Origin of the sequence: Acidocella sp. (assembly GCF_050253495.1) — a bacterium.
Lineage (GTDB): Bacteria > Pseudomonadota > Alphaproteobacteria > Acetobacterales > Acetobacteraceae > Acidocella.
In genome coordinates this window covers 22,309-47,735 of the sequence record NZ_JBFWIX010000018.1, presented here as the reverse complement: position 1 = coordinate 47,735, position 25,427 = coordinate 22,309, and the positions used below count along the sequence as shown (strand labels likewise).

At 59.3% G+C, this 25,427-nt stretch carries 20 protein-coding genes, 1 tRNA gene and 3 pseudogenes; 11 read left to right on the top strand and 13 right to left on the bottom strand.

Translation table 11 applies throughout. The features are described 5' to 3' along the window. Positions 1-690: 690 nt before the first annotated feature. The 3 genes and pseudogenes from AB7D48_RS13165 to AB7D48_RS13155 form a co-directional block, all read right to left on the bottom strand. Positions 691-1,143, bottom strand: a complete 453-nt coding sequence (locus AB7D48_RS13165; protein ID WP_427979886.1) for a hypothetical protein — start codon at positions 1,141-1,143, stop codon at positions 691-693. A gap of 185 nt (positions 1,144-1,328) precedes the next feature. Next, positions 1,329-1,706, bottom strand: a pseudogene (locus AB7D48_RS13160) (transposase); the annotation flags it as partial. A 287-nt stretch (positions 1,707-1,993) separates the two neighbouring features. Next, a complete protein-coding gene (locus AB7D48_RS13155) occupies positions 1,994-2,290 on the bottom strand; it encodes a hypothetical protein (protein ID WP_427979883.1) in 297 nt (98 codons plus the stop codon). A 364-nt stretch (positions 2,291-2,654) separates the two neighbouring features. Between AB7D48_RS13155 and AB7D48_RS13150 the strand changes: the two genes are divergently transcribed. From AB7D48_RS13150 to AB7D48_RS13120, 7 genes and pseudogenes are all read left to right on the top strand, one after another. Beyond that, the gene (locus tag AB7D48_RS13150; RefSeq protein WP_427979880.1) at positions 2,655-3,476 is read left to right on the top strand and encodes a transcriptional initiation protein Tat; all 822 of its coding nucleotides are present in this window, start codon (positions 2,655-2,657) and stop codon (positions 3,474-3,476) included. 26 nt (positions 3,477-3,502) lie between these two features. After that, positions 3,503-4,510 (top strand): extracellular solute-binding protein, encoded by a 1,008-nt coding sequence (locus AB7D48_RS13145; protein WP_427979877.1) that lies wholly within the window; start codon positions 3,503-3,505, stop codon positions 4,508-4,510. 136 nt (positions 4,511-4,646) lie between these two features. Beyond that, a pseudogene (locus tag AB7D48_RS13140) lies at positions 4,647-4,862 on the top strand (IS701 family transposase); the annotation flags it as partial. 162 nt (positions 4,863-5,024) lie between these two features. After that, positions 5,025-5,330: pseudogene (locus AB7D48_RS13135) on the top strand (ATP-binding protein); the annotation flags it as partial. Between the two features lie 529 nt (positions 5,331-5,859). Beyond that, positions 5,860-6,975 (top strand): hypothetical protein, encoded by a 1,116-nt coding sequence (locus AB7D48_RS13130; protein ID WP_427979875.1) that lies wholly within the window; start codon positions 5,860-5,862, stop codon positions 6,973-6,975. Positions 6,976-6,984: 9 nt separating this feature from the next. Then, the gene (locus tag AB7D48_RS13125; RefSeq protein ID WP_427979873.1) at positions 6,985-7,143 is read left to right on the top strand and encodes a hypothetical protein; all 159 of its coding nucleotides are present in this window, start codon (positions 6,985-6,987) and stop codon (positions 7,141-7,143) included. Positions 7,144-7,314: 171 nt separating this feature from the next. After that, positions 7,315-8,403, top strand: coding sequence for a hypothetical protein (locus tag AB7D48_RS13120; RefSeq protein WP_427979870.1), 1,089 nt, complete (start codon positions 7,315-7,317; stop codon positions 8,401-8,403). A 565-nt stretch (positions 8,404-8,968) separates the two neighbouring features. Here AB7D48_RS13120 and AB7D48_RS13115 read toward each other — a convergent pair. The 8 genes from AB7D48_RS13115 to AB7D48_RS13080 all read right to left on the bottom strand — a co-directional run bounded on the left by AB7D48_RS13115 (position 8,969) and on the right by AB7D48_RS13080 (position 17,949). Continuing rightward, entirely contained in the window at positions 8,969-9,424 is a 456-nt protein-coding gene (locus AB7D48_RS13115; RefSeq protein ID WP_427979915.1) for a DUF6538 domain-containing protein, read from the bottom strand. Between the two features lie 95 nt (positions 9,425-9,519). After that, positions 9,520-9,595, bottom strand: a tRNA-Glu gene (locus AB7D48_RS13110). Between the two features lie 39 nt (positions 9,596-9,634). Then, on the bottom strand, positions 9,635-11,404 hold the full coding sequence (recJ, locus tag AB7D48_RS13105; RefSeq protein WP_427979867.1) for a single-stranded-DNA-specific exonuclease RecJ: 1,770 nt from the start codon (positions 11,402-11,404) through the stop codon (positions 9,635-9,637). 41 nt (positions 11,405-11,445) lie between these two features. Continuing rightward, positions 11,446-12,297, bottom strand: coding sequence for an energy transducer TonB (locus AB7D48_RS13100; RefSeq protein WP_427979864.1), 852 nt, complete (start codon positions 12,295-12,297; stop codon positions 11,446-11,448). Between the two features lie 28 nt (positions 12,298-12,325). After that, entirely contained in the window at positions 12,326-12,778 is a 453-nt protein-coding gene (locus AB7D48_RS13095) for a hypothetical protein (protein ID WP_427979861.1), read from the bottom strand. A 204-nt stretch (positions 12,779-12,982) separates the two neighbouring features. After that, positions 12,983-14,122 carry a molecular chaperone DnaJ gene (gene dnaJ / locus AB7D48_RS13090; protein ID WP_427979858.1) on the bottom strand — a complete coding sequence of 380 codons (1,140 nt, stop codon included), beginning with the start codon at positions 14,120-14,122 and terminating at the stop codon, positions 12,983-12,985. Positions 14,123-14,208: 86 nt separating this feature from the next. Continuing rightward, positions 14,209-16,125: a molecular chaperone DnaK gene (dnaK, locus tag AB7D48_RS13085; protein WP_427979856.1), complete on the bottom strand. Its 1,917-nt coding sequence runs from the start codon at positions 16,123-16,125 to the stop codon at positions 14,209-14,211. A gap of 249 nt (positions 16,126-16,374) precedes the next feature. Next, a complete protein-coding gene (locus AB7D48_RS13080; protein ID WP_427979854.1) occupies positions 16,375-17,949 on the bottom strand; it encodes a 2-isopropylmalate synthase in 1,575 nt (524 codons plus the stop codon). A 303-nt stretch (positions 17,950-18,252) separates the two neighbouring features. Between AB7D48_RS13080 and AB7D48_RS13075 the strand changes: the two genes are divergently transcribed. Beyond that, the gene (locus AB7D48_RS13075; RefSeq protein WP_427979852.1) at positions 18,253-20,970 is read left to right on the top strand and encodes an ATP-dependent DNA helicase; all 2,718 of its coding nucleotides are present in this window, start codon (positions 18,253-18,255) and stop codon (positions 20,968-20,970) included. A 50-nt stretch (positions 20,971-21,020) separates the two neighbouring features. On the opposite strand, the gene AB7D48_RS13070 is transcribed toward AB7D48_RS13075, so the two are convergent. After that, complete coding sequence (locus AB7D48_RS13070) at positions 21,021-21,914, bottom strand: LysR substrate-binding domain-containing protein (protein WP_427979850.1); 894 nt, start codon at positions 21,912-21,914, stop codon at positions 21,021-21,023. 110 nt (positions 21,915-22,024) lie between these two features. Here AB7D48_RS13070 and AB7D48_RS13065 point away from each other — a divergent pair, with 110 nt between their 5' ends. The 3 genes from AB7D48_RS13065 to AB7D48_RS13055 all read left to right on the top strand — a co-directional run bounded on the left by AB7D48_RS13065 (position 22,025) and on the right by AB7D48_RS13055 (position 24,082). Further along, a complete protein-coding gene (locus AB7D48_RS13065; protein WP_427979848.1) occupies positions 22,025-22,669 on the top strand; it encodes a peroxiredoxin in 645 nt (214 codons plus the stop codon). Between the two features lie 67 nt (positions 22,670-22,736). Next, positions 22,737-23,222 (top strand): TIGR01244 family sulfur transferase, encoded by a 486-nt coding sequence (locus AB7D48_RS13060; RefSeq protein ID WP_427979846.1) that lies wholly within the window; start codon positions 22,737-22,739, stop codon positions 23,220-23,222. Next, on the top strand, positions 23,201-24,082 hold the full coding sequence (locus tag AB7D48_RS13055; protein ID WP_427979843.1) for an MBL fold metallo-hydrolase: 882 nt from the start codon (positions 23,201-23,203) through the stop codon (positions 24,080-24,082). Before AB7D48_RS13060 ends, AB7D48_RS13055 begins: the two co-directional genes overlap by 22 nt. A 112-nt stretch (positions 24,083-24,194) precedes the next feature. Here the strand turns inward: AB7D48_RS13055 and AB7D48_RS13050 are convergent, their stop codons facing one another. Then, positions 24,195-25,418, bottom strand: a complete 1,224-nt coding sequence (locus AB7D48_RS13050; protein WP_427979840.1) for an MFS transporter — start codon at positions 25,416-25,418, stop codon at positions 24,195-24,197. Positions 25,419-25,427 lie beyond the last annotated feature (9 nt).

Below are 25,427 nucleotides of genomic sequence, written 5' to 3'. Positions count from 1 at the left end.
GATAATGATAAGCAGCAATAAGCCAAGTATAACGGTCGCTCTCATCCAATTAGGCTGCCTATGCCAAGCGTCCACAACATGTTGCATTTTAGTTAACCTCCGGGACGAGCAGACCAGAGAATGTGCTTTTACCTTTTGACTTTAAATACGTTCTTCTTTGAGAATCGCGGCTCTCTTTAAAGCTCTGCTGCCTCAGCTGGTAACCGGGCTCGAAAATAATATCTCTGACGCCGTCTCTCGACGTACGAACACATCGCCATGAATGTCGTCCCGTGTGTCACAAGCATGTGTCACAAACGCGGGAAGACACCCTAAAATACCTAACAATATCAATATGTTATGATGACAATGGCGTCCCCAAGGGGACGGGAACCCAAAAATCACCCAACATATTGAGCGGGAAGACATTTTTTCCCGCCAAAAGGGCGTTCACCAGCGAGGTGGCACACGCGTGTGTCACACGGCCTAGCACTGGAGTCAATTTCCACCCTCTCCTCGCGGGTCAGAACCGAGCTTCTACTAGGCCCAATGTTTCTCCGCCGTACCTCGAAAACGCCCTGACGATGATTTGGCTGGAGATTGCGCGTCTGCCGAACACTAGCTCTCTGAACCGCTTCTAGAGCGCCAAAATGGGGCCGGAAATCTGAAAATCAGCCAATCTTTGCCCCGACGTTCCTGTTCGGTAGTGTCTCAATTTGAATTCCAGTCCCGCCACGGCTGCCTCAACCGGCTAATGTCCTTGGTAACTGAAGCAAGGACTGTCTTGTCTGAGGCAGCGTAGCGCCGCCTGTTCTCAGGCTGGCTGTCGTCTTTGGCAGATGCCAACTCCAATGCATGAACCGGAATCCGCCAAAACTGCCATTTAAAGAAATAAGACGATGTTCCAATCCAAAGCGCCTCTTTGCCGGACTTTTGGGCTTCAACAAGAAGCACCCGATCTCGAATGCCATGTTTGGTAGAGAAGAGCGGTGTAGCAAGAGCGGTCTCATCTTCGTACACAGCTACTATCAGAAAATAGTGATCGTCCTGGGTTTCTTTTCCAGGCTCTACTTGGATTTTGCAACCACCAGCAGATTTTAGAAGTTCGGGGCTTAAGTGCACAACAAGCCCAGGCTCAACCTCACTAGCCGTTACTGCCACCATTGTCCTTGTCCCGATCATAAGCCAACGCTATGCTTACCGGCAAGCAGGAGTTTTGTCGATATGCCGAAAGGTCCCCGTGGTGTTGATTTCTGGCTCATCTACACACCTTCGTCGCTACGATGAGCCAGAAACCCTCCCTTACTCAAGATGCCAAATCTGTCTCATGGGCGATGACGGGGGACACTGGCACTACCTGTATACTGGCGGCTCACACCGCAAGATGCCTCACCCTGCTTGAGGAAGCCGGTTTCATCGACAACCAGCACGGCGTTATCATCGGCCAGATGCTCAACAACATAGTCACGTATGAGGTTGCGGAGTGCATCCGCATCCCACCGGTCTCGACCCAGCAGGGCCTGTTGTCGCCACGGGCCGGGATCACCAGCTGCCTCCGCTCTCATCCAGCCCGTCTTGCGCGGCTCGCTGCCAAGCAAACCATCCAGGAACAATCCCGCGTTCATCGCCGTGCGTTCCTGAGCAAACAACGGCCTCATGCGGGCTTTTACCGCGCGCAGCGATGTCGCCCACAATTCAAGCGCCGTCTCAACCGACGAAAACCTCATGCGAGACTTCTGAATCATGGTTACCCATAGATTCAGACATTCCGCCCTCTCGCAACATAAAAATCACAACTGTAATGATAGGTTGCTGGCATTCTTCACTGTATTTCACCAACCCAGCCGCTTGCGAGAACGTGGCACTGTAAATTAAACAACCTTTTCCTAAGTAAGTCCACTTAACACACTTCATCTCTCAGCCTCGGGTTTGTCCGATATCCCCACTCTCCAAGGCCACACAGTCTACATAAAAAATTGTTGCTGGTTCGCTTTGAGGAGTGGAGGTGAAGAGCTTAACCTCCTGTTGAAACCGGGAACATGCCCTGAACCGGTGTGGCCGAAAAGATATAGCGTGGGCCACTCACAGTCTGAGCTTGACCAGCCTGGATGGCATCGACTTCATGTTGAAGACTCTGAACTTCATTCTGCATTTTGGCGACGGTATAAGGCAGATCAGACACAACCTGATTAAACGCTTGGCCTGTTTGGGGGGAAACGTTATTGCCAGCACCGCTGCTTGCCGCAAAGGCTGGCGTCACAATTCCAAAAATGCAAGCAGCGGCCATGATCGATGCTGTGAACCTATACATGATATATCTCCCAATCTCACATCCGGAAACGCTGGTTCAAGAGATGCCCGCGCCGGATGGTTTGGGGGGATAAACCTCCGCTAATCATATGTAAAATTGATAATTTTTATTTAAACAACAAATTTTTTAAATCTATTCTGTGCCGATGCGTAGAATTGTTTGGTGCCGGCAATCAAAATAACCTTAGGCAGATATCGGATCCAAACGACAAATAAAAAATTCTTGTTTATATAACAAAAACTATCAATTTTTAAAATATTTCAAAATTCTCTAATTATCAGCGGTTCGGATGGCAAGGCCGCCTCATCCAGGTTCGCCTTGTATGTACGTTCGGATTTCAAAACAAAAAATCAGGTGTCTCACAATGGCAGATTATGAACAGAAGAACAGATCTCAAAACGCAAACCGCAGAAACCTGTTGCGTGGAATTGGGTTTTCTGTTGGCGCTGTTGGGCTGGCGGCGGCATTGCCAGCTCATGCCAGCACGGTTGGACCAGGTGGCCTGGAGACGGCATCCGGCACGGCCTTGGAAGCTCTAACGAAAAAGCTTGCTTCTCTGCCACGCCAGAGGGCGTTCAAAGCCGTGCCAATGGTCCTCACAAGCCCAAGCCAATGGGACAGTGAAGCCCTAAATGAGCTGCTGGCTTATCGCAACGGACCAAAACAGGTGTGGGATAACACAGACCTCGCTGGGCCTTGGTTGAACCTCATGCGAAATGCAATGGATGCTCAGATTTGGTCGTGGAAGCATCCTGATTTTCTGGTGGTTTCCGCAACGCATGGTTCAGCGCATCTGGCTTTGTATGATCAGTCCATCTGGGACAAATATAAGTTTGCATCCCTAACCGATGGGAAATTTAGCTACAATGCGCTGCTCGGAACCCCGGACAACATGAAGGATAGTCAAGCTGATTTTGAAAATCCAACGGGACCGTTCTCACCGTCGGGAGACAGCATAGCGATTCTCCAGCAGCGTGGCGTTGTGTTTATGGCTTGTCACAATGCGATCTGGGAGTTTTCTGCAAAACTCATTAAAAAATCCATCAACCCAGATAATCTTTCGCATGAGGCATTGGCGGCCGAATTAACCAACCACCTGATTCCCGACGCGATACTTAGCCCTGGTGTGGTCGGTACCATCCCGCAGCTTCAAGTGGCTGGCTTTCATTATATCGCCGCGGCGTAAAACGACTTTATCTCCAAGGATTCCACATGAAACTTTCTTTTAAATCCTGCCGTCATACGGTTATGGCCGTGTTGATGACGGCCGCGCCATTTGCCGTGAAGGCACAAACCAATACAGGGTGGAACGGCAAAGCGGAAGCGCCGCATTACGCCGAGCAGATTTTTCCTCCCTGGCAGCATGGTCAGAATAATGACGCGGTAAATAAGGGGTTCGAGTTTACGGTCCCTGAAGTCGACTCGATGGCTGACTTCCATGGCGACCTCAATAATCCGAAGCTGGTGCTTTATGTCGGTGGAAATTATTATTTTGCGATGGCGCCGCTGGTCCAGGCTTTTGAAAAAGCTTATCCGCAATATGAGGGACGTATTTTTTATGTCACCATTCCACCGGGTATGCTCATCACCGCCATGAAGGATAATGGCGTGTTTACCTCTGGCAACATGACCTTTACCGTCAAGCCAGACGTTTATCTCGCTGGGCTGAACAAGGTAAAAGAGCAGATTTCTGACGGGATGCTCGAAGCTCCCGCCGTTCCTTATGTTACTAATGATCTGACGATCATGGTGCCCGCCGGCAACCCCGCCCATATTTCCAGCCTGCAAGATTTGGGAAAGCCGGGTGTGACGTTGGTTATGCCGAATCCAGCCTATGAAGGTATTGCCAGACAAGTCCAGATGTCGCTTAAAAAAGCCGGGGGAGCCACATTAGAGGAAAAAATTTACAATACCGGTGTGAAGGATGGCAGCACGATCCTCGCTCATATCCATCACCGTCAAACGCCCTTGTTTCTGATGCAGGGTATTGCGGATGCGGGCGTAACCTGGAAGTCTGAAGCCATTTTTCAGGAACAAGCTGGCCATCCTATCTCAGATGTGCCCATTCCCGCAAAATACAACACAACGGCGATATATGCCGGTGCCATCGTAAAGGGGACGGATCATCCGCAGGCCGCGAAAGACTGGCTGAATTTTATCAATTCGCCCGCTGCATTGAAGATTTTTGAAGAGTATGGCTTCAAACCGTATAAAGGATAAGGCTACATTCCAAACAATCGGCATCTGGCATTACAGCCGGATGCCGCTCTCAATTCAAAAACCTTCTGGAAGGCGAGGGGCGTTTTAGCACGCTTGCTTTAAAATGGACTTCCCCTGGTGCAGGCCAGGGGAATTTCAGCCTTGTTCGGGCGGCACGGCGGCGGACATTGCCAAGAACATACCGCCAGCGGATTGGCAACGTCTTTCAGACGGCGAGGGCACGAAAGGGCCGCGCCTGTATGATTGGTGCTACCTCGAATTGACCACTCTCGATGCCGAAGAATTCAACGAGGCCAAAAATGGCTCATGGACACGCGGCCTGCTGATCTGCTGCCACATCGGTGACGGTGATTGTGAATCGGCATGGAATAAGGCCCCTGTTTTAGGGGTGATCGGCGTCCAATAGTGCCCCCCTGAGATTGGGGTTCAGAGTGGCCTCCTCGTTTGGGGGCCTGTTTGGGATGCTGATTGTGGAGAGTATCGCGAAGATACGCCGGGCTTATTTTGTTCAGAAGAAGCCGAAGCCCGCTCCAGCCGGCAGGGGCGGCTTGCCGACTTTGCCATGCGGCTGGATTTTCTGGTGCTTGACGAGCTCGGCTATCTGCCGTTTGCCCAGGCCGGCGGACAGCTCTTGTTCCACCTCATCAGCCGGCTCTATGAAAAAACCTCGGTCATCGTCACCACCAACCTCGCCGTCGGCGAATGGCCGAGCGTGTTCGGCGATGCAAAAATGACCACCGCCTTACTCGACCGGCTGACGCATCATTGCGACATCATTAAAACCGGCAATGAAAGCTGGCGCTTCAAAAACCGCGCCTGATCAAACCACTGAAAACATTCCAGCGCCCAGCTTCCCTCCGCTGGCATTCCACCTGCTGTGCAGGCGGAACCTTGGCCAGCTTCGCCCAGGTGGGCAAACAGGTACCTCCCCGCGCCCGCTCCGCCAGCGCTCGTGAAACGCGCTACGCGGGCGCGCGGGGCCCTCCTGTTCGCTACCTGGACAAGCAACACCATGCCGCTGAGGGGGGTTTTTTGGGCGCCGATCGGGGGGCCCGTTTGAATGCCGTTTGACACCGGATATCGCACGGCTGCATTGGGGGACTTCTGCCGGTCTGCTTACGGCCAGGGGATGCGGATACCGGACATTCTCTTTCTGGCGAGGCTGGGCCGATTGCTGACAGTCTGGTTTGGAGCGGAAAATAAGATAAGCTGCCTTTGACAGCCGGGAACGCACCGGCGGGTGAATGACAACTTCACGACGTTCGCCTGCGTCGGCATCAATGGACGGGTGGGGACCGCGAGCAAGCCACCAATTCTGTGAAAGCAGGATCATGAATAAGAGGGCAAACATGATCGAAGAGCTCAGCGCTGCGAGCGAGACTCCGCAATCAGATCAAGCCGCCGGAATTCTTGAAAGCCCCCTCGCTGAAAGCGATGGGATAGATCGCAATGCGATTCGGAAAAGTCGCAAGTCAGCTGCCAAGAAAGCGAAGCGCGTGGTCAAGCAGCGCTTCAAAGACGTCTGTCAGGCGAGGCCCGTCAACTCTCGGCCGGCCGACCAGATCTTGAAGGCTGCCGTCGATTTATATGTCGATAGATTCATTGCCCGCCGCGATCTCAAGGCTGCAATCGCGAAGCTCGAGGCCATAGTCCGCCAAAGTCTGCCAGACTTGGCAGTCACGCGCGCGCCCCGTTCTGTGTCCCAAAAGCCGGAGCGAGTGGGCTTGATGGTCCACGAGACCCGCGCGGTGACGGAGGAAGCCGAAAGGCTCGTGACCATTGAGAACCACACCGTGGTTCTCGAGGAGAAGCGTGTCATATTCATATCCGGGCTTTTGCCTGGTGGTTCGAGACCCCATCTTTTCGAGCGTGTGTTTGAGCGCGATCGACAGATGAAGACTCTGGCTGAAATCGTTCTGCGGTCGGCTGACATTTGGCCGACCCTGATGTGGATGCGGACCGAGCAGCGCCTCTCGGGGCGGGGCTCGCCAATTACAGTCATGATGACGCCGTTCGCCAACGGCCTGATGTTCGGAAGCCTCGAAAAACTCCACGCCATGCCACCTGCAGGCCCAACGGTGACCATCGTCGACCAGTTCGGGCAAAAGCCATATCAACTCCATGATTTTTATGGCGATACAAATGGCAATCGCCTCTATGCGCGAACGACAACTTATGTCGATCCGTCGCTTCTCTCGCCCGAGCAACTGACCCTGAGGGACATGTTGCAGGTGTTTGTAAGGACGTTCACCGACGTCGTGGCAGACAATAACTGGCGCTGGAAAATCGGTCTCGGCCTTCGCGATCCGGCCGTCGCCATCATCACCAAAACCTTCAAGCTGACTGAGGTGAGCGTCCACCGACGCGCTGAGGCACTGGCCGCGCTGGAGTCGATCGTTTCTTCGACAACCTGGCAAAATGTCGCCGCCGCGACATTGGAAAGTCAGCCGCGAGGCAAATCTTGACTTGGTCTCTTGGGCTACCAGTTTGACATCGTCATGGTGAACGCGTGGCCAAAAGCCGACCTTGGGGACTGGGTTGCGAACGGCGGCTATGTCCTCGATCTGGTCTTTAGCGTGACCGGCAGGATGGCGCGCTATCAGGATCGGGGCTTGGAGCCAGCTATGGCGTGAATCGACATGACAGTCACCAAGACGTACTGACTTTCTTCCCGAAACCGGACATCGTCCAAGAATGCTTACGGCATTGTGCTTACCGCTTACTTGTCTGACGGGAAACATGGCTGAATGAGACCGAGGGTAAGGATACGCTTTCCAAGCATCGAGAATCGGAAGGGTACATTCTTGCCGGAGCGCCACTGGCCCGGACATGAACTGTTTTTTTTTCTCCATGACATTATGGCGCGTATGCTTACCGATGGGCTGCGAGCTGGGGCCTTTCGTGTGGCATTCGAGCTCAGCGAAGACGAGATCAGAACCTTCAACCAGGCTGAAGATGTGTTTCAGTGGCTGGATCAGAACCGGCCACCAGAGGATCGAGCAGCAGTACTTGTGGCGACAATGTTCCCGGCTATCATTAGTGATATGCTCCACTGCATCTACGAAGCACTGGAGACCTCACGGAAAGCCAAGCTTAGCATTTCCTATATGCTGCTGCGCAAACCCATTCAGGAAAGCCTCTATGTTCTCGAAGCTGTGATTGCGGATCGCGACGACTTTGCCACGAAGCTTACCGAAAGCCCAACTAAGCTTTGGAGCCAAGGCATCGGCGGGCATGAGGCCCACAGGCGTAATATCGCTAAGGTCCTGCAGACCATTGGCAACGAAGGTCGTTTCAGCGCAGATTATCTGGCGCAATTGCGCTACGACAAATCCGCCGAGGATGGTTTCGATGGGATCTGCAACAAAGCGATGCACCTGTTCACGAACCATAAGGCGATCCAAACTGAGCCGATGAACATCAACTTCATCTTCTCGAACTGGGATAGTAAGGAATCCCAGTGGTCGTTTCTCTACACACGACTGCCCTACTTGCTAACCTACGGCTACCGCATCGCCGAGAATGTTTGCGCAAGTATATCGCCGACTTCTCCCGCCTATCTGGAAGAACTGGAGCGGCGACTGGCGGCGCACGTTCTCCTTTGGAGTGCGACGCTGGATGAGACCTACGCGTCTGGCCCACTGCTAGCCTTTAGCTTCAAGCACCGAGAATGGCTTTTCGAGCATTGTAGAGCCAACGGCTACCGTGTTCCGCGTTTCAAGGATTTGGTGCAGATGCGGCAAACAGGCGCTTTCCCAGGAGAATCCCGCTGGAGTGTTCGGCGGCGGAAGCGTCATTTCCAGGAGGCGGCAGAGGCGTCGGGCAGCACTGCACCGACACGGTACACGCGCCTGCTGCGGGCTCTTGGGCTCAGTACCGTCCCCGAGGCGTAACGCCTCCCCCTGCAGCCTACGACCCGGGCCGTCGACACTGCGTTGAATGTCCGCCTCAAAGACGGCACGCTCATAAGCGGAAAGGCAGCAATCCCCCATGTCGGCTGGAGCGGATCGGTAGCCTAACGTCTGCTTCAGGGGCACTGCTCACCAGTCACGAATAGCCGAGATGGGCGCGTTGCCGTCAACGCTGGGCGACACCGAATGTCTGCTCCTGGGATCACCTCTCGTGGACTCTACGCCTGACCTGGGTAGTCATCTGCCGTTACGACCGCCGGCCGCCATGGAGGGTTAGTTTGATTTTCTTCCTCTAAAGCGGTCGGGCATCAATTGCCCCTCGCCGGTCAAATACTATAAAATTAGTAAGTATATTTATAAAAGTGGATTCGAAGGAAAATCATCTTCCCGGATGTTGGCCTCAAAACTGTCTGGGCTTTGAATGTTTTCTTCTCTGAACCAAGGCTTCCTCGTATCGCTGGGCGGCACACGAACTGGCTGACTTGCCGCCACCGCCATAACTTTGCCGACGGGCTTGCCGCCTTGTTGTGCAACCCCATAATGCCTTCTAGAACGCGTCGTCCTGAGACTTCGAAACAGGGCGTTCCGCCGCAAACTCGCTCACATGTACTTCATGCGTATGAATCCAGCTGCTTTGCTTATCAACGAACAGGCTCTTGAGTTTCTCATCAAACTCCTTTTTCAAGCTCTGTAACTTGGCCTCCAAAACCTGCTTTTCTTGTTCAAATTCACGTTCCAACTCGAACGCGGCCGACACGAGGGCTTCTTCCCTCGCGCTCCTGCAGTTCAAGCTGTTCAGTGCATCTCTCATCTTGAGAGCGATTATGTGGAGGCAGGCTGCATAATCTAAGTAGATTTTTGCAGCCCGAATTTTCGCCAGCCGCGAATCGCTGGTCATCAACGACCCGACGACATGAGTGCGACCCAAAACAGCTGCTGCCTCAACCGGCAACCGGGCTCGAAAATAATATCTCTGACGCCGTCTCTCGACGTACGAACACATCGCCATGAATGTCGTCCCGTGTGTCACAAACATGTGCCACAAACGCGGGAAGACACCCTAAAATATCAAACAATATCAACATGTTATGGTGATAATGGCGTCCCCAAGGGGATTCGAACCCCTGTTACCGCCGTGAGAGGGCGGTGTCCTAGGCCTCTAGACGATGGGGACTAAAGGTGGAGCGGCTGGTACGATGCCTGAGGCGTTACGTCAAGCGGGTGCCGCATCAGCGATGAAAAAACCCGCCGAAACCCTACCCTGCCAAAATTCGGCCCGCAAATATCCCGCCAGATGCAAAGGCGCGCCTCCCACGCGGCTCAACGCGTCCGCCAACGGTCCCTCTTTTGCCCGGAACAGCAACGCCTTCAGCCGACCGCCTCCCTCGCCTTCGACCATCACGCGGATCGTGTTGCCATCCTTGCCAATCCGGTCTGTCTTTACCACGCGCGCGCGCGGCAGGACGAAAAGCGGTTCGTCGTTACCTGTGCCAAAAGGGCCGAGCCGCGCCACCATCTGCGCCAAAGCGGCATCGGCCCCCGCCACGCCCAGCACACCATCCAGCACCAGCTCCGCGCTGGGCGGCAGCAAGGCGGCACTGGCCAGCCGATCATTCAGGAATTCATGGAAGGTGGAAAGCGCTGTTTCCGGCGCCGAAAATCCCGCGGCCATGGCATGTCCTCCGCCAGTCGCCAAAATACCGCTCTGCCGCGCCGCGATCACCACCGCCCCCAAATCAATTCCCGGCACCGAGCGGCCGGACCCCTTGGCCATGCCATCCGTGATGCCCGCCACCAGGGCAGGGCGATTGAAACGCTCCTTTACCCGCCCCGCGACAATACCCACGACCCCGGGGTGCCATCCTTCCTGAGCCAGTAGAATGATGCCGTGCCCACCGGCCACCTGCGCCTCGGCACGGGCCATCGCATCGCTGGAAATGCCCGCTTCCACGCTCTGGCGCTGCTTGTTCACCGCATCCAGCGCCTGCGCCAGCTCATTGGCCAGCTCTTCATCCTCGGCCAACAGCAGCCTCAGCCCCATATCCGCCTCGGCGATGCGGCCCGCGGCGTTAATGCGCGGCCCAAGCGCGAAACCACAATGCATGGCCGTAGGCGCCTCACTCAGCTTCGCCACCTCCAGAAGCGCCGCGATACCAGGCCGCGCCCGCCGGGCCATCACCTTCAACCCCTGGATCACGAAGGCCCGGTTCAGCCCGGTTAGCTGCATCACGTCGCAAATTGTCGCCAACGCCACCAAGTCCAGAAACTCACGTAGATCCGGCTCTCCCCGCCCGGCGAAAAACCCCCTTCGGCGCAGCGTGCGCAACAGCGCCACGGCGGTGAGAAACGTCACCGCCGCCGCGCAGATCTGCCGCAAACCCGAGGAACAGTCCAACCGGTTCGGATTTACCGTGGCGCGGATCGGCGGGGGTGGCCCCTCGGATTTATGGTGGTCCAGCACGAGAATATCCACGGCATTGTGCAAGGGCGCGAATGCGTCATGCGCGGCCGTGCCACAATCCACGCAGACAATCAGCCGCGCCCCACGCCCCGCCATGCCACGCAGCGCCGCTGTGTTCGGACCGTACCCTTCATTCAACCGGTCCGGTACATGATAGGTCGCCTCACAGCCAAGCTGTCGCAGCAAGGTCACCATCAGCGCGGTCGAGCAAGCGCCATCCACATCGTAGTCGCCAAACACCCCCACCATCTCGCCTTGCATCACGGCGTCGGCCAGGCGCGCGGCGGCAACATCCATGTCCACCAAACTGGACGGGTCAGGCAGCATCGCCCGCAAGGTCGGGTCCAGAAACGCCGCCGCATGGTCAGACGTCACCCCACGAGCGGCCAACAGCCTTCCCATCAGCTCCGGCAGGCCAAGCTGCTGCGCCAACCCGTCGCCCTGGCGCTCCTGCTGTCCCGGCCGCCAGATCCAGCTTTTGCCGGACAGACTCTGAGTAATGCCGAAAACATGCGAATCCATGCCTTCGGTTCAGCCCGAATCCGCGAGTCGAGGCAAGGCCGTCAATGAACCAGGATGTAATGCACGGTATAACGTACCGTCACATGATCGTCCTTCGCATCCTTTGGAAAGGGCGGCAGCGTGTTATCGCTGAAAAGCTGCTCCCAGGCTTGGTCCAGAAATGGCGAGCCAGCGGAGTCCAACAGCCGCAACCCCGTCACGTGACCATTGCGATCGACGGTGAACTCGACCGTCGCCGTGCCTTGCTGCCCCTGCTCGGCGGCGGCTTGCGGATAATAGGCATGCTCCTGGACCCATTTCGTCAATGCCGCGTCCCAATCCGTCCCGGCATTGCCCTTCACCGAAAAATCGGACGAGGTCGCCGCCTGCGCATCGGAAGTCGGCAAGGAGAAATTCATGCCCTTGGGCGCGGGTGGCGCCGCTGGCGCCACGGGCGAAATATTCCCGTAGCTCATCCCGTTCAGGAACACGTATTTCTGCTGGGCGGGCCGCTTGGCCGGCCGCGGATGCACCGGCTGGGATTTCCTTGGAGGGACGGGCGGCGGATTCGGCAGCTCTGAAAGCTGCATATCCGGCACCTGCACCTCTTCCTGCGCGGAGGCACTGGGCGCGGGCTCAGGCGGCGGCGCGTGTTGGGGCGGCGGTGGAGATTCTGGCTGGGGTGGGCCAGGCAAGCTCTTGGGGGGCGCCATGTCCTGCGCCGTGGTGCCGCCATTATCGAACACCACGGACACGCCAGGCGGGCTTTGCAACTCCTCCCGTGGCGGCTTCACCCGTATCAGCAGCAAAGCCGAGATGACCAGTATATGCAGAAACAGCGCCGCGCCCCAGGCCCAGCGATAGCGGGCCGGTTTGTCCAGCGGTGGCGCCAGATGTTCCCGGGGCGCCGCCATGCCACCCCTCTCTGGAATGGCGTCCGCCTTAATAAGGGGGGTAGTAATAACCGGGGGGCGGCGCATAATAGACAGGTGGCGCGGCGTAAACAGGCGCCATAGGCTGTTGAATCGATTCGCCATGTCCCACCATGCACTGCGCATAGGCCACATCATAACGGCCCTGGAGGGAATCCGCCGTCGCCTGGGTATTATTACCCGCAACGGCCGCGCCGCCAAGCGCCCCTACCCCCGCGCCGATGGCCGCGCCCACGCCAGGGTTGCCATGTGGGCCAGACGCCAGCGCAGCACCCAAGCCCGCCCCCAGTAACGCTCCCGCCGCCGTGGTCATCGTGGAATTATTCTGCGAGGCCTGCGCCACCTGCCCGCCATTGGGCATCTGCGAGGCCGCGTAGCTCTTGCAATAAGCGTTATCGGCCTGGAATTGATCCCAGCTCTTGCCCTGACCCGGCATGGCCACCACCGTCGGCTGCGTCGGCATGGCTGCCGTGCATGCACCCAAGGCCAATAACGGCAACAGCGTGATACCCGCGATTTTTTTCAGCATCTTGCCCCTCCGATCCAGGCAAACCCAAACAAGCTCCCGGCTCTAGGCTTTAGGCACGCACAGAGCAACGCGCTGCCCGACGGGATTACAATTCGTAGCGCTTACCTCTCTACTCGGTCATTACGGCAAAATCCTGGCTTATCCCCCCTCCGCCATACCTTTCAGAAAATCCTTCACTTTTGCGAAGAACCCCTCATGTTCGGGGCTGACGGATCCCTGCCCGGCGGATTCCTGCTCGAACGCTTCCAGCAATTCGCGCTGGCGCTTGGTCAGGTTCTGCGGTGTCTCCACCGCGACCTGGATATACATATCCCCCCGCTGGGTGGAGCGCAGCACCGAAAAGCCCTTGCCCCGCAGCCGGAATTGATCGCCCGATTGCGTGCCCGCCGGAATCTTCACCTTGGCGGAACTGCCGTCGATAGCCGGCACCTCGACCTCTCCGCCCAGAGCCGCCTGGCTCATGCGCAGTGGCACGCGGCAGAAGATATTCGCGCCGTCGCGCTGAAAAATCGGATGCGGACGGATGGAGACATGCACATAAAGATCTCCGGGCGCGGCACCGCGCGGCCCAGCCTCGCCTTCACCTGACAGACGAATACGCGTACCATCCTCCACGCCGGCTGGAATCTGTACCGCCAGCGTACGCTCACGCGGCACGGTTCCAGCCCCCGAGCAGACACGGCACGGGTTGCGCACCACGCGCCCGGCCCCGCCGCAAGTCGGGCAGGTGCGTTCCACCACGAAAAAACCTTGCTGGGCGCGCACCCGGCCCGCGCCACCGCATGTGCCGCATACATCAGCGCTTGCATTCTTGTCCGCCGATCCGGTGCCGCCACAGGCATCGCAAGACATGCGCGTGGCCACCCGTACATTCACCTTGGCACCCGTGAAGGCCTGGGTCAGATCGATCTCCACCGCCGCCTTGATGTCCGAGCCGGTCTGCGAACGGTCCGCGCCGCGGCGCCCGCCACCGAACATCTGCTCGAAAATATCCCCGAGCCCGCCCTCGAACCCGAAACCGCCTTCAAAACCGCCGCCGCCCATGCCGCCATTCTCAAAGGCCGCATGGCCATAACGGTCATAGGCCCCGCGTTTCTGATCGTCTTTCAGAACGTCGTAGGCTTCATTGATTTCCTTGAATTTCTGCTCGGCCTTGGTATCGCCCGGGTTGCGGTCCGGATGATATTGCATCGCCAGCTTACGGTAGGCCTTTTTCAGATCGTCAGCGCTCGCGTTGCGCTCGACCATCAGCACGGCATAATAGTCAAGTTTGGCCATGACAGGGCTCAAATCCTCGGCGTTTAAAAATGGAAAATCCCGGGGCAGTCGCCCCGGGACCCTGTGATGTCAGGTCAAACCCAGCTTCACGCGGATTTGCCATCCTTTTTGTCGTCGACATCCTCAAAATCGGCGTCCACGACCTTCTCACCGTTCGGCCCGGCGCTTTCGGCACCTGGCTGCGCGGCTCCCGCCTCGGCCTCGGCCTTGTACATCGCCTCACCGACCTTCATCGCCACCTGGGTCAGCTTTTCAGAGGCCGTCTTCACAGCCTCGGCATCGCCGCCTTCCAGCGCCGCCTTGGCTTCCGCGATCGCGGCCTCGGCTTCACTCTTATCCGCCGGAGCCACCTTGTCGCCCGCGTCCTTCAAAGTCTTCTCGACCTGATTGATCAGGCTTTCCGTCTGGTTGCGGGTTTCCACCGCCTCGCGCCGGGCCTTATCGGCCGCCGCGTTGGCTTCGGCATCCTTCACCATGCGTTCGATATCGGCGTCAGACAGACCACCGGAGGCCTGGATGCGGATCTGCTGCTCCTTGCCGGTCGCCTTGTCTTTCGCGGAAACGGACACAATGCCGTTCGCGTCGATGTCGAAGGTCACCTCGATCTGCGGCACGCCACGCGGCGCGGAGGGAATGCCCTGCAAGTCGAAATTGCCCAGCAGCTTGTTATCCGCCGCCATCTCGCGTTCACCCTGGAAGACCTTGATGGTCACGGCCGTCTGGCCGTCCTCGGCGGTGGAGAAGGTCTGGCTCTTCTTGGTCGGGATGGTCGTGTTACGGTCGATCAGGCGGGTGAAGACACCGCCCAGGGTTTCAATACCCAGGGAGAGCGGCGTTACATCCAGCAGCAGCACGTCCTTCACGTCGCCCTTCAGCACACCGCCCTGGATGGCGGCGCCGATGGCCACAACCTCATCGGGGTTGACGTTGCGGGCGGGCTCCTTGCCAAAGAAGCTCTTCACCGTCTCGATCACCTTCGGCATGCGGGTCATGCCGCCGACCAGGATCACCTCGGAGATCTCCCCGGCGGTGACACCGGCATCCTTCAGCGCCGCGCGGCACGGGGCCAGGGTGCGCTCGATCAGATCCTCAACCAGGCTTTCCAGCTTCGCGCGGGTCAGCTTCAGCACGAGATGCTTCGGCCCGGTGGCATCGGCGGTGATAAAGGGCAGGTTGATTTCAGTCTCCTTGGAGGAGGAGAGTTCAATTTTTGCCTTCTCCGCGGCTTCCTTCAGCCGTTGCAGCGCCAGCTTGTCCTTCCGCAGGTCGATACCCTGGTCCTTCTGGAATTCGGAGGCCAGATAATCGATGACGCGCGCATCGAAATCCTCACCGCCCAGGAAGGTGTCGCCGTTGGTGGATTTCACCTCGAACACACCGTCGCCAAGCTCCAGCACGGACACGTCGAACGTGCCGCCACCAAGGTCATACACCGCGATGGTGCCGGCGTTCTTCTTGTCCATGCCGTAGGCCAGCGCGGCCGCGGTCGGCTCGTTGATGATACGCAGCACCTCAAGCCCGGCGATCTTACCGGCGTCCTTGGTCGCCTGACGCTGGGCGTCGTTGAAGTAGGCCGGCACGGTGATCACCGCCTGGGCCACGCTTTCGCCCAGATACGCCTCGGCGGTCTCCTTCATCTTGGTGAGGATGTAGGAGGAAATCTGACTCGGGGAATATTTCTCCCCCTTGGCCTCGACCCAGGCATCGCCGTTATCGCCCTTGACGATGGAATAGGGCACCAGCCCCTTGTCCTTGGTCACGGTGGGATCGTCGAAACGGCGACCGATCAGGCGTTTGACGGCGAACAGCGTGTTGGTCGGGTTGGTCACGGCCTGACGCTTGGCGCTCTGGCCGACGAGACGTTCACCGGAGTCAGAAAAAGCCACCATTGAAGGGGTGGTACGCGCCCCTTCGGCATTCTCGATCACGCGAACGTCCTTGCCCTCCAGCACCGCCACGCAGCTATTGGTGGTGCCGAGGTCAATACCTATGACTTTGCTCATATAATCGCTCCTTTGCAGCGGGCCGCGCCGGCCCGAAGCACCGGGGCGACCCCTTTGAGATGACTCAGTATCTATTCATTGCCGCGCCCGGGCACAAGAGCGGATTGCTCATGCCCGGGCGCGAAAAAAACATCATCTTTCATTCCAAAACCGGGCGAAAACCGGCTTACAATGGCCAGTTCCGCCCGCTTTCCCGGCAGGCTGGTTCAGCACCGAACCAGCCATGCCGGAGGATTCCAGTTCGGGACGTTAGGCGCTCAACGCCTCCGGCGCGGTGCGGGCGCGCTTGGTCACCAGCTTGTTCAATGCATGGATGTAAGCCCGCACGGCCGCCACGATGGTATCGGTATCCGCGCCTTGACCATCCACGCTCTTGCCCTCCTCGGCCAGGCGCACGGTGCAGCGCGCCTGGGCATCCGTCCCCTCGGTCACCGCGCCCACGGAGAATAATTGCAGTTCCGCCATATGCGGAAACACCGCGCGGATGGCATTGAACGCGGCATCCACCGGACCGTCGCCCCGCTCATCGGCGGTTTTCACCACCCCATCCACCTCCAGCTCCAGCCGGGCGCGCGGCTTGTCCTTGGACCCTGCCCAAACCTCCAGCGAGACGAACTTGATGCTCTCATTGGAGCGCACCACCTCGTCATCCACCAAGGCCACGATATCCTCGTCGTAGACAACCTTCTTGCGGTCGGCCAAAAGCTTGAACCGCGCGAAGGCGTCGTTCAGCGCGTTGTCGCCAATATCGCCATAGCCCAGCGCATTCAACTTGTCGCGGAAGGCCGCACGGCCGGAATGCTTGCCCATCACCAGCGAGGTTTTCTGCCAACCGACACTTTCCGGCGTCATGATCTCATAGGTGGCGGCGTTCTTCAGCATGCCGTCCTGATGAATACCGGATTCATGCGCGAAGGCGTTGCGCCCCACGATCGCCTTGTTCGGCTGCACATCGAAGCCGGTGACCGTGGACAGCAATTTGGAGGTACGCAGCAACCGCGTGGTCTCGATCTGGCTGACATAAGGGTTGCTGTCCTGCCGGGTGCGAATGGCCATCACCACCTCTTCCAGCGAGGCATTGCCCGCCCGCTCGCCAATGCCATTGACCGTGCATTCGATCTGCCGCGCGCCGCCCTTCAGGGAGGCCAGGGCATTGGCCACCGCCAAGCCCAAATCGTTATGGCAATGGGTGGAGAAAATCACCCTGTCCGCGCCCGGCACGCGCTCGCGCACGGTTGAAAAAATCCGCTCCATGTCCTCCGGCACGGCGTAGCCCACCGTATCGGGGATATTGATGGTGGTGGCGCCGGCCTTGATGGCGGCCTCGACGCACCGGCACAGAAAATCCATGTCCGTGCGGGTGCCGTCCTCGGCGGACCATTCCACGTCGTCGGTGAAATCGCGCGCCAGCGTCACGGACTTGCCCACCGCCTCCAGCACCGCTTCCGGCTCCATGCGCAGCTTATATTTCATATGCAACGGGCTGGTCGAAATGAATGTATGAATGCGTTTGCGCTCCGCCGGGCGGATCGCCTCACCGGCACGGGCGATGTCGTTCGGCGCCGAGCGTGCCAACCCGGCGATCACCGGCCCCCTGATGCTCTGCGCGATGCGGTTGACACTCTCGAAATCGCCCGGTGAGGCGATGGGAAACCCCGCCTCGATCACATCCACGCCCAAGGCGGCCAATGCCTCGGCCATGCGCAGCTTCTCGTCGATATTCATCGAGAAGCCAGGGGACTGCTCACCATCGCGCAGCGTGGTGTCGAAAATAATGACGCGCTTCTCATCCATCGCGCCGAAATTGGGGTGATTGATCGTCATGTTACTGCTCCGGAATTCTGGCCTGTTCAGGTAAGGGCGGGATCATTCCCCTGAGCGGCGGGCGCGGCGATCAAAGCACGCGCGAAAGGACTTATCGCTCAGGGGCGGATAAGTCGAAGGAGCAGCCCAGCAAGGGTTGAGGCGGAAGCCATGGCGCTGCTTTAAGCGATCCACCACCCAAACGCAAGCAATTACCCGCCGCGGTCGCAGCAACCCCACCATGCTTTCGCCTCTCTCTCCGGCCTGAGCAAACATCCTCACCCCTCAAGACAAACCATGAACATTATTTTATAACACGCCTCAATGCCAAGTCTTCCCGCCCTGCCCGCTCTGGCCGCCGGCCATGGCCGCGCCGTCCTGCTGGATACGGACGGGGTGATCTCCCCCCTCAGGCCCGGCACCGTCGCCCGGCAAATAGGGGCCAGCATCCCGCTTTGCATCCACGCGCCCGCCACGCTCAAACGCCTCGGCAATCCGTCCATCCAGTTGCTGGACCTGCTGGAGCTGTTCGCCTTCGTACATCCGGCGCAGAGCCTCGCCCCCACCCCGGCCGGGCTGGCCCGCGCGCTGGAACTGCCCATTCCCACCTCGCTCGAATCCGCCGCCCAATCCCTGCCGGAAATGGCGGAACTGCTCCTCACCCGTCTGACCGCCGGCAAAAACACCATAGCCAACCGCGACGCTCCCGGCCTTGCCGCACGCATGGGCGCGGCGGGCTGGCTCTGGGCCCCCTATATTTTGCAAGCACTGGGTCAGCCGGGCGCGAGGCCGGACGGCATGGCCATGCGCCTCTGGAAGCGCCTTCCGAAATGGGAGGAAACCTCCCCACGCCCGCCGCCAGCCGCCTTTGCCGTCACGCCCGCCGAAGCCCGCTCCCGCCTCGCCAGCCTGCTCGGCCCCGGTGCCGAGCAACGCCCCGCCCAGGCGGATTTCTGCTCTGCCGCCACCGCTGCCTTCGCCCCGCGCGAGTCGGAGGGCAACCCCCAAGTCGTCCTGGCGGAAGCCGGAACCGGAACCGGCAAGACCATGGGTTATCTTGCGCCCGCCTCTCTCTGGGCGGAGCGCAACAAAGGCGCGGTCTGGATCTCCACCTATACCCGTCACCTCCAGCGCCAGATTGAGCAGGAAGCAAGCCGCCTGCCCGCCGGCACCAGCGTCGTCCTGCGCAAGGGCCGCGAAAATTATCTCTGCCTGCTGAATTTCGAGGATTCGATGGCCGCCGAAACCCGCGCTGTCCCGCTCGGCCTCATCGCCCGCTGGGCCACCGCCAGCGCCGATGGCGACCTGTTCGGCGGCGACCTGCCCGGCTGGTTCGCCGAACTTTATGGCCAACCCCTCCTCGCCCAGATCGCCGACCGGCGCGGCGAGTGCATCCACGCCGCCTGCCCGCATTTCTCAAGCTGCGTCATTGAGCGCGTCATCCGCGACGCCCGCCAGGCGGATCTTGTCATCGCCAACCACGCGCTTGTCATGGCGCAAGCCGTCTGGGGTGGGCTGGACGATGACAACGTCCCCACCCGCTATGTGTTCGATGAAGGCCACCATATCTTCGACGCCGCCGATTCCGCCTTCTCCATCGAACTCTCCGGCTCCGCCATGGCGGAGCTGCGCCGCTGGCTGCTGGGCGCGGAGGGCACGCGCTCGCGCGCCCGTGGCCTCGCCAAGCGGCTGGAGGACATGGCCGCCATGGACGAAGCAACCCATCAATCCATCGAACACGCCGTAAAATTCGCCAAATGCCTGCCCGCGCCGATGTTCTCCGTGCGGCTGGACCCTGAGCTGGCCTCGGACAACAACCCGGCCGAGGAACTCCTGCGTGCGCTTCGCGCCCAGGCCCGCGCCCGCGCCACGGAGCCCGACCTTGCCGCCCAAACCGCTTTTGAAACCGACCTGCACCCGCTGAACGACGACGTTCTCCCCGCCGCGCGCAAGCTTGGCCAGGCCATGGCGCAACTCCGCGCTCCTCTCAACGCCTTGCGCGAGCGCATGCTGGAACGGCTGGAAACCGAACCCGATTTGGAAGAAGCCATGCGCCAGCGGCTGGAAAGCACCGCGCGCAGCCTGAAGCGCCGCGCCATCGACCCGCTCTCCGGCTGGAAGCGCATTCTCGACGGGCTGGAATCGGCCCCAGCCCCTGGAGAGCGCCCCGCCCGTGTTGAGTTCCTGCGCCTGGACCGCGAGGCCGGAACGGATAAAGACATTGCCCTGCTCTCGCATCTTCTCGACCCCACGGAAGCCTTCACCCAATCCATCGCCGCCCCCGCGCATGGGCTGCTGATCACCTCAGCCACGCTGCGCGACGGCACGGACCTTGAAGAAGCCTGGGAAAACGCCGAAGCCCGCACCGGCGCCGCGCATCTCGCCAAGCCCGCCATCCGCGCCGCGTTCGACAGCCCCTTCGATTATGGCGAGCGTACCCGCGTGGTGCTGATCTCGGATGTGAACGCACAGGATATCGGCCAACTCGCCGGCGCCTACAAAGCCTTGTTCGAGGCCGCGGGCGGCGGCGGGCTCGGCTTGTTCACCGCCATCTCCCGCCTGCGCGCCGTGCACGCCAAAATCGCCGCCCCGCTCGAAGAGAAAAACATCCCCCTCTACGCTCAGCATGTGGACGCGATGGATAACGCCACGTTAGTCGACATTTTCCGCGCCGAGGAACATTCCTGCCTCCTGGGCACGGACGCGATGCGCGACGGCGTGGATATTCCCGGCAATTCGCTCCGCCTCGTGGTATTCGAACGTACCCCCTGGCCCCGCCCGGACATTCTCCATCGCACGCGCCGCACCCACCTCTCCCACGGTGCACCCCGCACTTACGACGACGCCATCGTGCGCCTGCGCCTGCGCCAAGCCTTTGGCCGCCTCATCCGCCGCGCCGACGATAGAGGCGTCTTCGTCCTCCTGGACCGACAGTTCCCCTCCCGCCTGCTCACCGCCTTTCCCGAGCAGGCACGGATCATCAAATCTTCATTATCGGAGGCGGTTATGGGAATCGGCCGGTTTCTCAGGGAAGATCCCTGAATTCGCCACTCACCGACCTTGAGATCATGCCGGCAAAATGGGCGGCCCCTTTATTCCCGTGCGTGGGTTTCACGAAACAGGACGGCGAGTTGGGTAAAAGTCGCGGCATGTGGAGAACCGGGACGCCAGGCCAGCACGACTTGGCGAGGGCAAGCCCCCTGAAGCGGCAGGAGCGCGACCTCATGCCCTCGCGTCACACCGGCCTTCACCGCCAGATTTGGCAAAAGCGTGATGCCAAGCCCTTCCTCGACCATCGATACCAGCGTGGCGAGGCTGGTCGCGGCGAAACTGTCGTCGGCGTGCAGCGCGGCCCCCGGAAAAGCCGACAAGGCATGACGCTGCAGGCAATGGCCGCGCTCCAGCAATAAAAGCGGCGTGTGCGACAGATCCTCTGGTTGGGCGGCATGCCGCCGCGCGAGACCATGATGTTTGCTGACGGCGAGCTGATAGCCATCCTGAAACAGCGGCTCGACCACGGCATCTCCGACATCATAGGGCAAGGCGGCGAGAAGCAGATCGAGACGCCCCTCCGCCAAACCCGCGACCAGGCTGTCCGTCAACTCCTCACGCAGAAAAATGCGGAGATCCGGCCAGAGCTTGCGTATCCTCGGCAAGGTACGCGGCAACAGGAATGGCCCCACGGTCGGAATCATGCCCAGCTTGATCTCGCCCTGAAATGCCCCGCTACGCTGATGTGCGACGACCTCGATATCCTTGATCTCGGCCAATATCTTGCATGCCCGCTCGGCGATGTCCTGACCGGCGGGCGTCAACATCACCGAATGACGGGTACGCTCGGCCAGCGCCACGCCCAGCCGTCCTTCAAGCTCCTTCAACCCTGTCGACAGGGTCGGCTGGGTGACATGGCATATCTCGGCGGCACGAGAGAAGTTGAGCGTCTCGGCGAGCGCGGTGAGAAAACGAAGCTGACGCAGACTGGGCATGATGCTTTATTGGGTTTTTGAATGACGATTAGTTATATAATCAATTTCATCAACGATCAAATCCCCCTTACCTCTTATGCATCACCAACACGAGCCAATGAGGTTTCAAAATGACCAACACATCCGCGCCGGCTTTGCCGCGCCTAAACGAACCAGCTCCCGATTTCGACACACCAACCACGCATGGCCGCAAGAAGCTGGCTGATTTTCGCGGGAAATGGCTGGTGCTGTTCTCCCATCCAGCGGATTTCACCCCGGTCTGCACCACGGAGTTCATAGGGTTCGCCAAGCTCCAGGACGAATTCGCCCGGATCGGTACGCAGCTTCTGGGTCTGTCGATCGACAGCACTCATTCGCATATAGCCTGGACCCGCAACATCAAACAGAATTTCGGCACCACCATTGGTTTTCCGATCATTGCCGATTTGAGCATGAAGGTCGCGCATGATTATGGCATGATCATGCCAGGCGCATCGGACACCGCGGCCGTGCGGGCAACCTTTGTAATCGATCCAGACGGGATATTGCGGGCGATGCTGTATTACCCGATGAACGCTGGCCGTTCGGTGGCTGAAATCCACCGGCTGGTGGTCGCGCTGCAAACCGCCGACGCCAATGCCTGCGCCATGCCTGAGGCCTGGGTGCCCGGCCAGCCGGTGATCGTGCCACCGCCGAAAACCCCCGAAGAGGCCGAAGCCCGCAGCGGTGAAGGTTACGATACGGTCGATTGGTACTTTTCGACCCGCAAACTGTGACCACATACAGGCGGGGCGCCATGGCGCCCCACCTACCCCGCCCCTTGCTCATTCCAAAGGCAAAAACATGACTCCGATTCGTATCACCGAGACTTTCTACATCACCAGCCAAGTCTCGGCTGCGGACATTCCCAAGATCGCCGCCGCCGGCTTTGCCGTGATCGTCAATAACCGCCCCGATGGAGAAGCACCCGACCAACCCGGGCAGGCGGACATATGTCAGATCGCCGCCCAGGAGGGGCTTGACTATCTTTATCTGCCGACGACAGGCGCCACACTGAATGCGGAAGCCGCCAAGGCATTCCGCGCCGCGCTGGAAGCCGCGCCAGGCCCGGTGCTGGCACATTGCCGCTCTGGCGCGCGCTCTTTTGCGCTTTGGGCCATTTCAGAAGTGCTCGCCGGGCAGATCAAACCCGAAGCGCTGGCGGCCCTGGCCGCCGAACGCGGCTGCGACCCTTCCGTCGCGCTGTCCTGGCTGTCGGCCAATGGCCACATGGCAGCCAATGCATTGCCGGAAAAAGGAGACAACTCATGTCCGCCAAACCCGAGATAACCGGATTTTTCGACCCACGCACATGGTCTGTGCAATATGTCGTCGCCGACCCAACGACCAAGGATTGCGCGATCATCGATGCGGTCCATGATTACGACGAGAAATCCGGCCAGACCGGCACCGGCCATGCCGATGAGATCCTGCGTTTCGTGGCTGAAAAAAATTATCGCGTACAGTGGATTCTCGACACCCACCCGCATGCCGACCATTTTTCAGCTGCGCGTTATCTCAAGGAAAAAACCAGTGCCCCCACTGCAATCGGCGAAAAGGTCACCGAGGTACAAGAGCTTTGGAAAGGCTTTTACAACTGGCCCGATTTTCCCGCCGATGGCCGCCAATGGGACAAGCTGTTCGCCGATGGTGAAACCTTCATGCTGGGAACGATCCCGGCGAAGGTCATGTTCTCACCTGGACACACCCTGGCCTCGATCACTTATGTGATCGACGATGCGGCTTTCGTGCACGATACGCTGTTCCAGCCAGACGGCGGCACGGCGCGCGCGGATTTTCCCGGCGGCGATGCGAAGGCACTCTGGAACTCGATCCAGGCAATTCTCGCTCTGCCTGACGAAACCCGGCTCTTCACCGGTCACGACTACCAGCCTGGCGGACGGGCTCCACAATGGGAATCCACGGTGGCCGAGCAAAAAGCCAGAAATATTCACATGGCCCGCTACAAGACCCAGGCTGAATTCGTCGCCATGCGCGATGCACGCGACGCGACGTTGCCGATGCCAAAACTGATTCTGCACGCCTTGCAGATCAACATGAATGGCGGGCGCCTGCCCAGGCCGGAATCAAATGGCCAGCGCTACATCAAACTGCCGCTCGATGTTCTAACCGGCGCGAACTGGGGCTGAAGTCACACCCCTTTGGGGTGGGCCAGGGCAGTGTCCTCTTGCGGTTCAGCCCTGCCCTGGCAGACGTTCAGAGACGCCGCCCCGCCTCCCAACGCAGACTATCTCCATTCCATCACCGGGACATCAGGCGAGGCTGGAGCAGCAAGCCCAGCGCCAAGCGCAGCAACAGCACCAGCGCCATCGCCATCGCAAAACCACCGAACAGCTCCACGGTGGCCAGAGGCTGACCGGTAACCGACTTGGCCAGCCAGCCGAACAACATGCCGCAAACAGGCTGAGCGATGAAGAACGAGGCAAAATAAGCCCCGGTGCCTTTTCCCCTGATCTCCTGATGCAATAAGCCCAGCATCCAGGCCATGAGCCCCGACAGCATAAAGCCTCCGCCAAATTCATGCAGGAACATGGCGGCTCCCAACCATGGCACGCTGGATTGCCAGGCTAGCTCGTAAAGACCCGCGCCGCCTAGCAGAAAGGCGAGTGTGACCAGGACCGGCACAGGCACGCCACGCTGGCGCGCAAGCGTAAAACACAGCGCACCGAGCGGCATGGCCACCGAGCCAACCGCCCCCACCAAACCAGCGGTGGAAGGCGCCGTGAAGCCATGTGCCCCCATGATCACGCCGATGAGGATCTGCGGCAAAATGAACACCATGCCGCCCGCCATTGTCACCCCACACAACGCCCCCAGGGGAATCCAAGGGATGGGAACAACATGCTCCTGGCTGTTCAACTGGGCTTGCTTATGTGTCTCTGGCTCCCAAGTCCATTTCAGTACCGCCAGCAGCATGAGCGGCGCCAGCAGATACGCACAGAAAGGCGCCCGCCAGCTTATGTCGCCCAAGACACCGCCCAGTGCGAAAAACAAGGTCGCGGCGATGGAGGTAATGCCCGTGCTGAGCGCCAAATAGCGTTCTCGCGTTTTTCCTTCGAAGTAATCTCCCAGCAATGTCATGGAGGCGGCAAGCAGGACGGTCTCCGCAACGCCTACCCCCAGCCGGCTGATGATAATTAATTTCAGACTGTTCAAGTAAAGCGGTGCCGTTCCCATCAGCACATAGAGCAGCAAGCTGGCGATCAACGGCCTACGGCGGCCGAAGCGATCCACCACCATGCCCGCGAAAGGTGAAAGCAGGGCCACGCACAAGGCCGGACAGGTGAGCGCGAACGTCACGAGTTGCGCGGCGTCTGGATTGGCGGCGAAATGCGCCTGCATGCGCGGCATGGACGGTGCCAGCAGGATAATGGCCATGACAGCCAGAATTCCCAGGGACACCAGCAACACCCCTTGCACGGGGCCAGGCCGCACGGCGGCTTTTGCCGCTTCATTGTCGATCATGTGGACAAA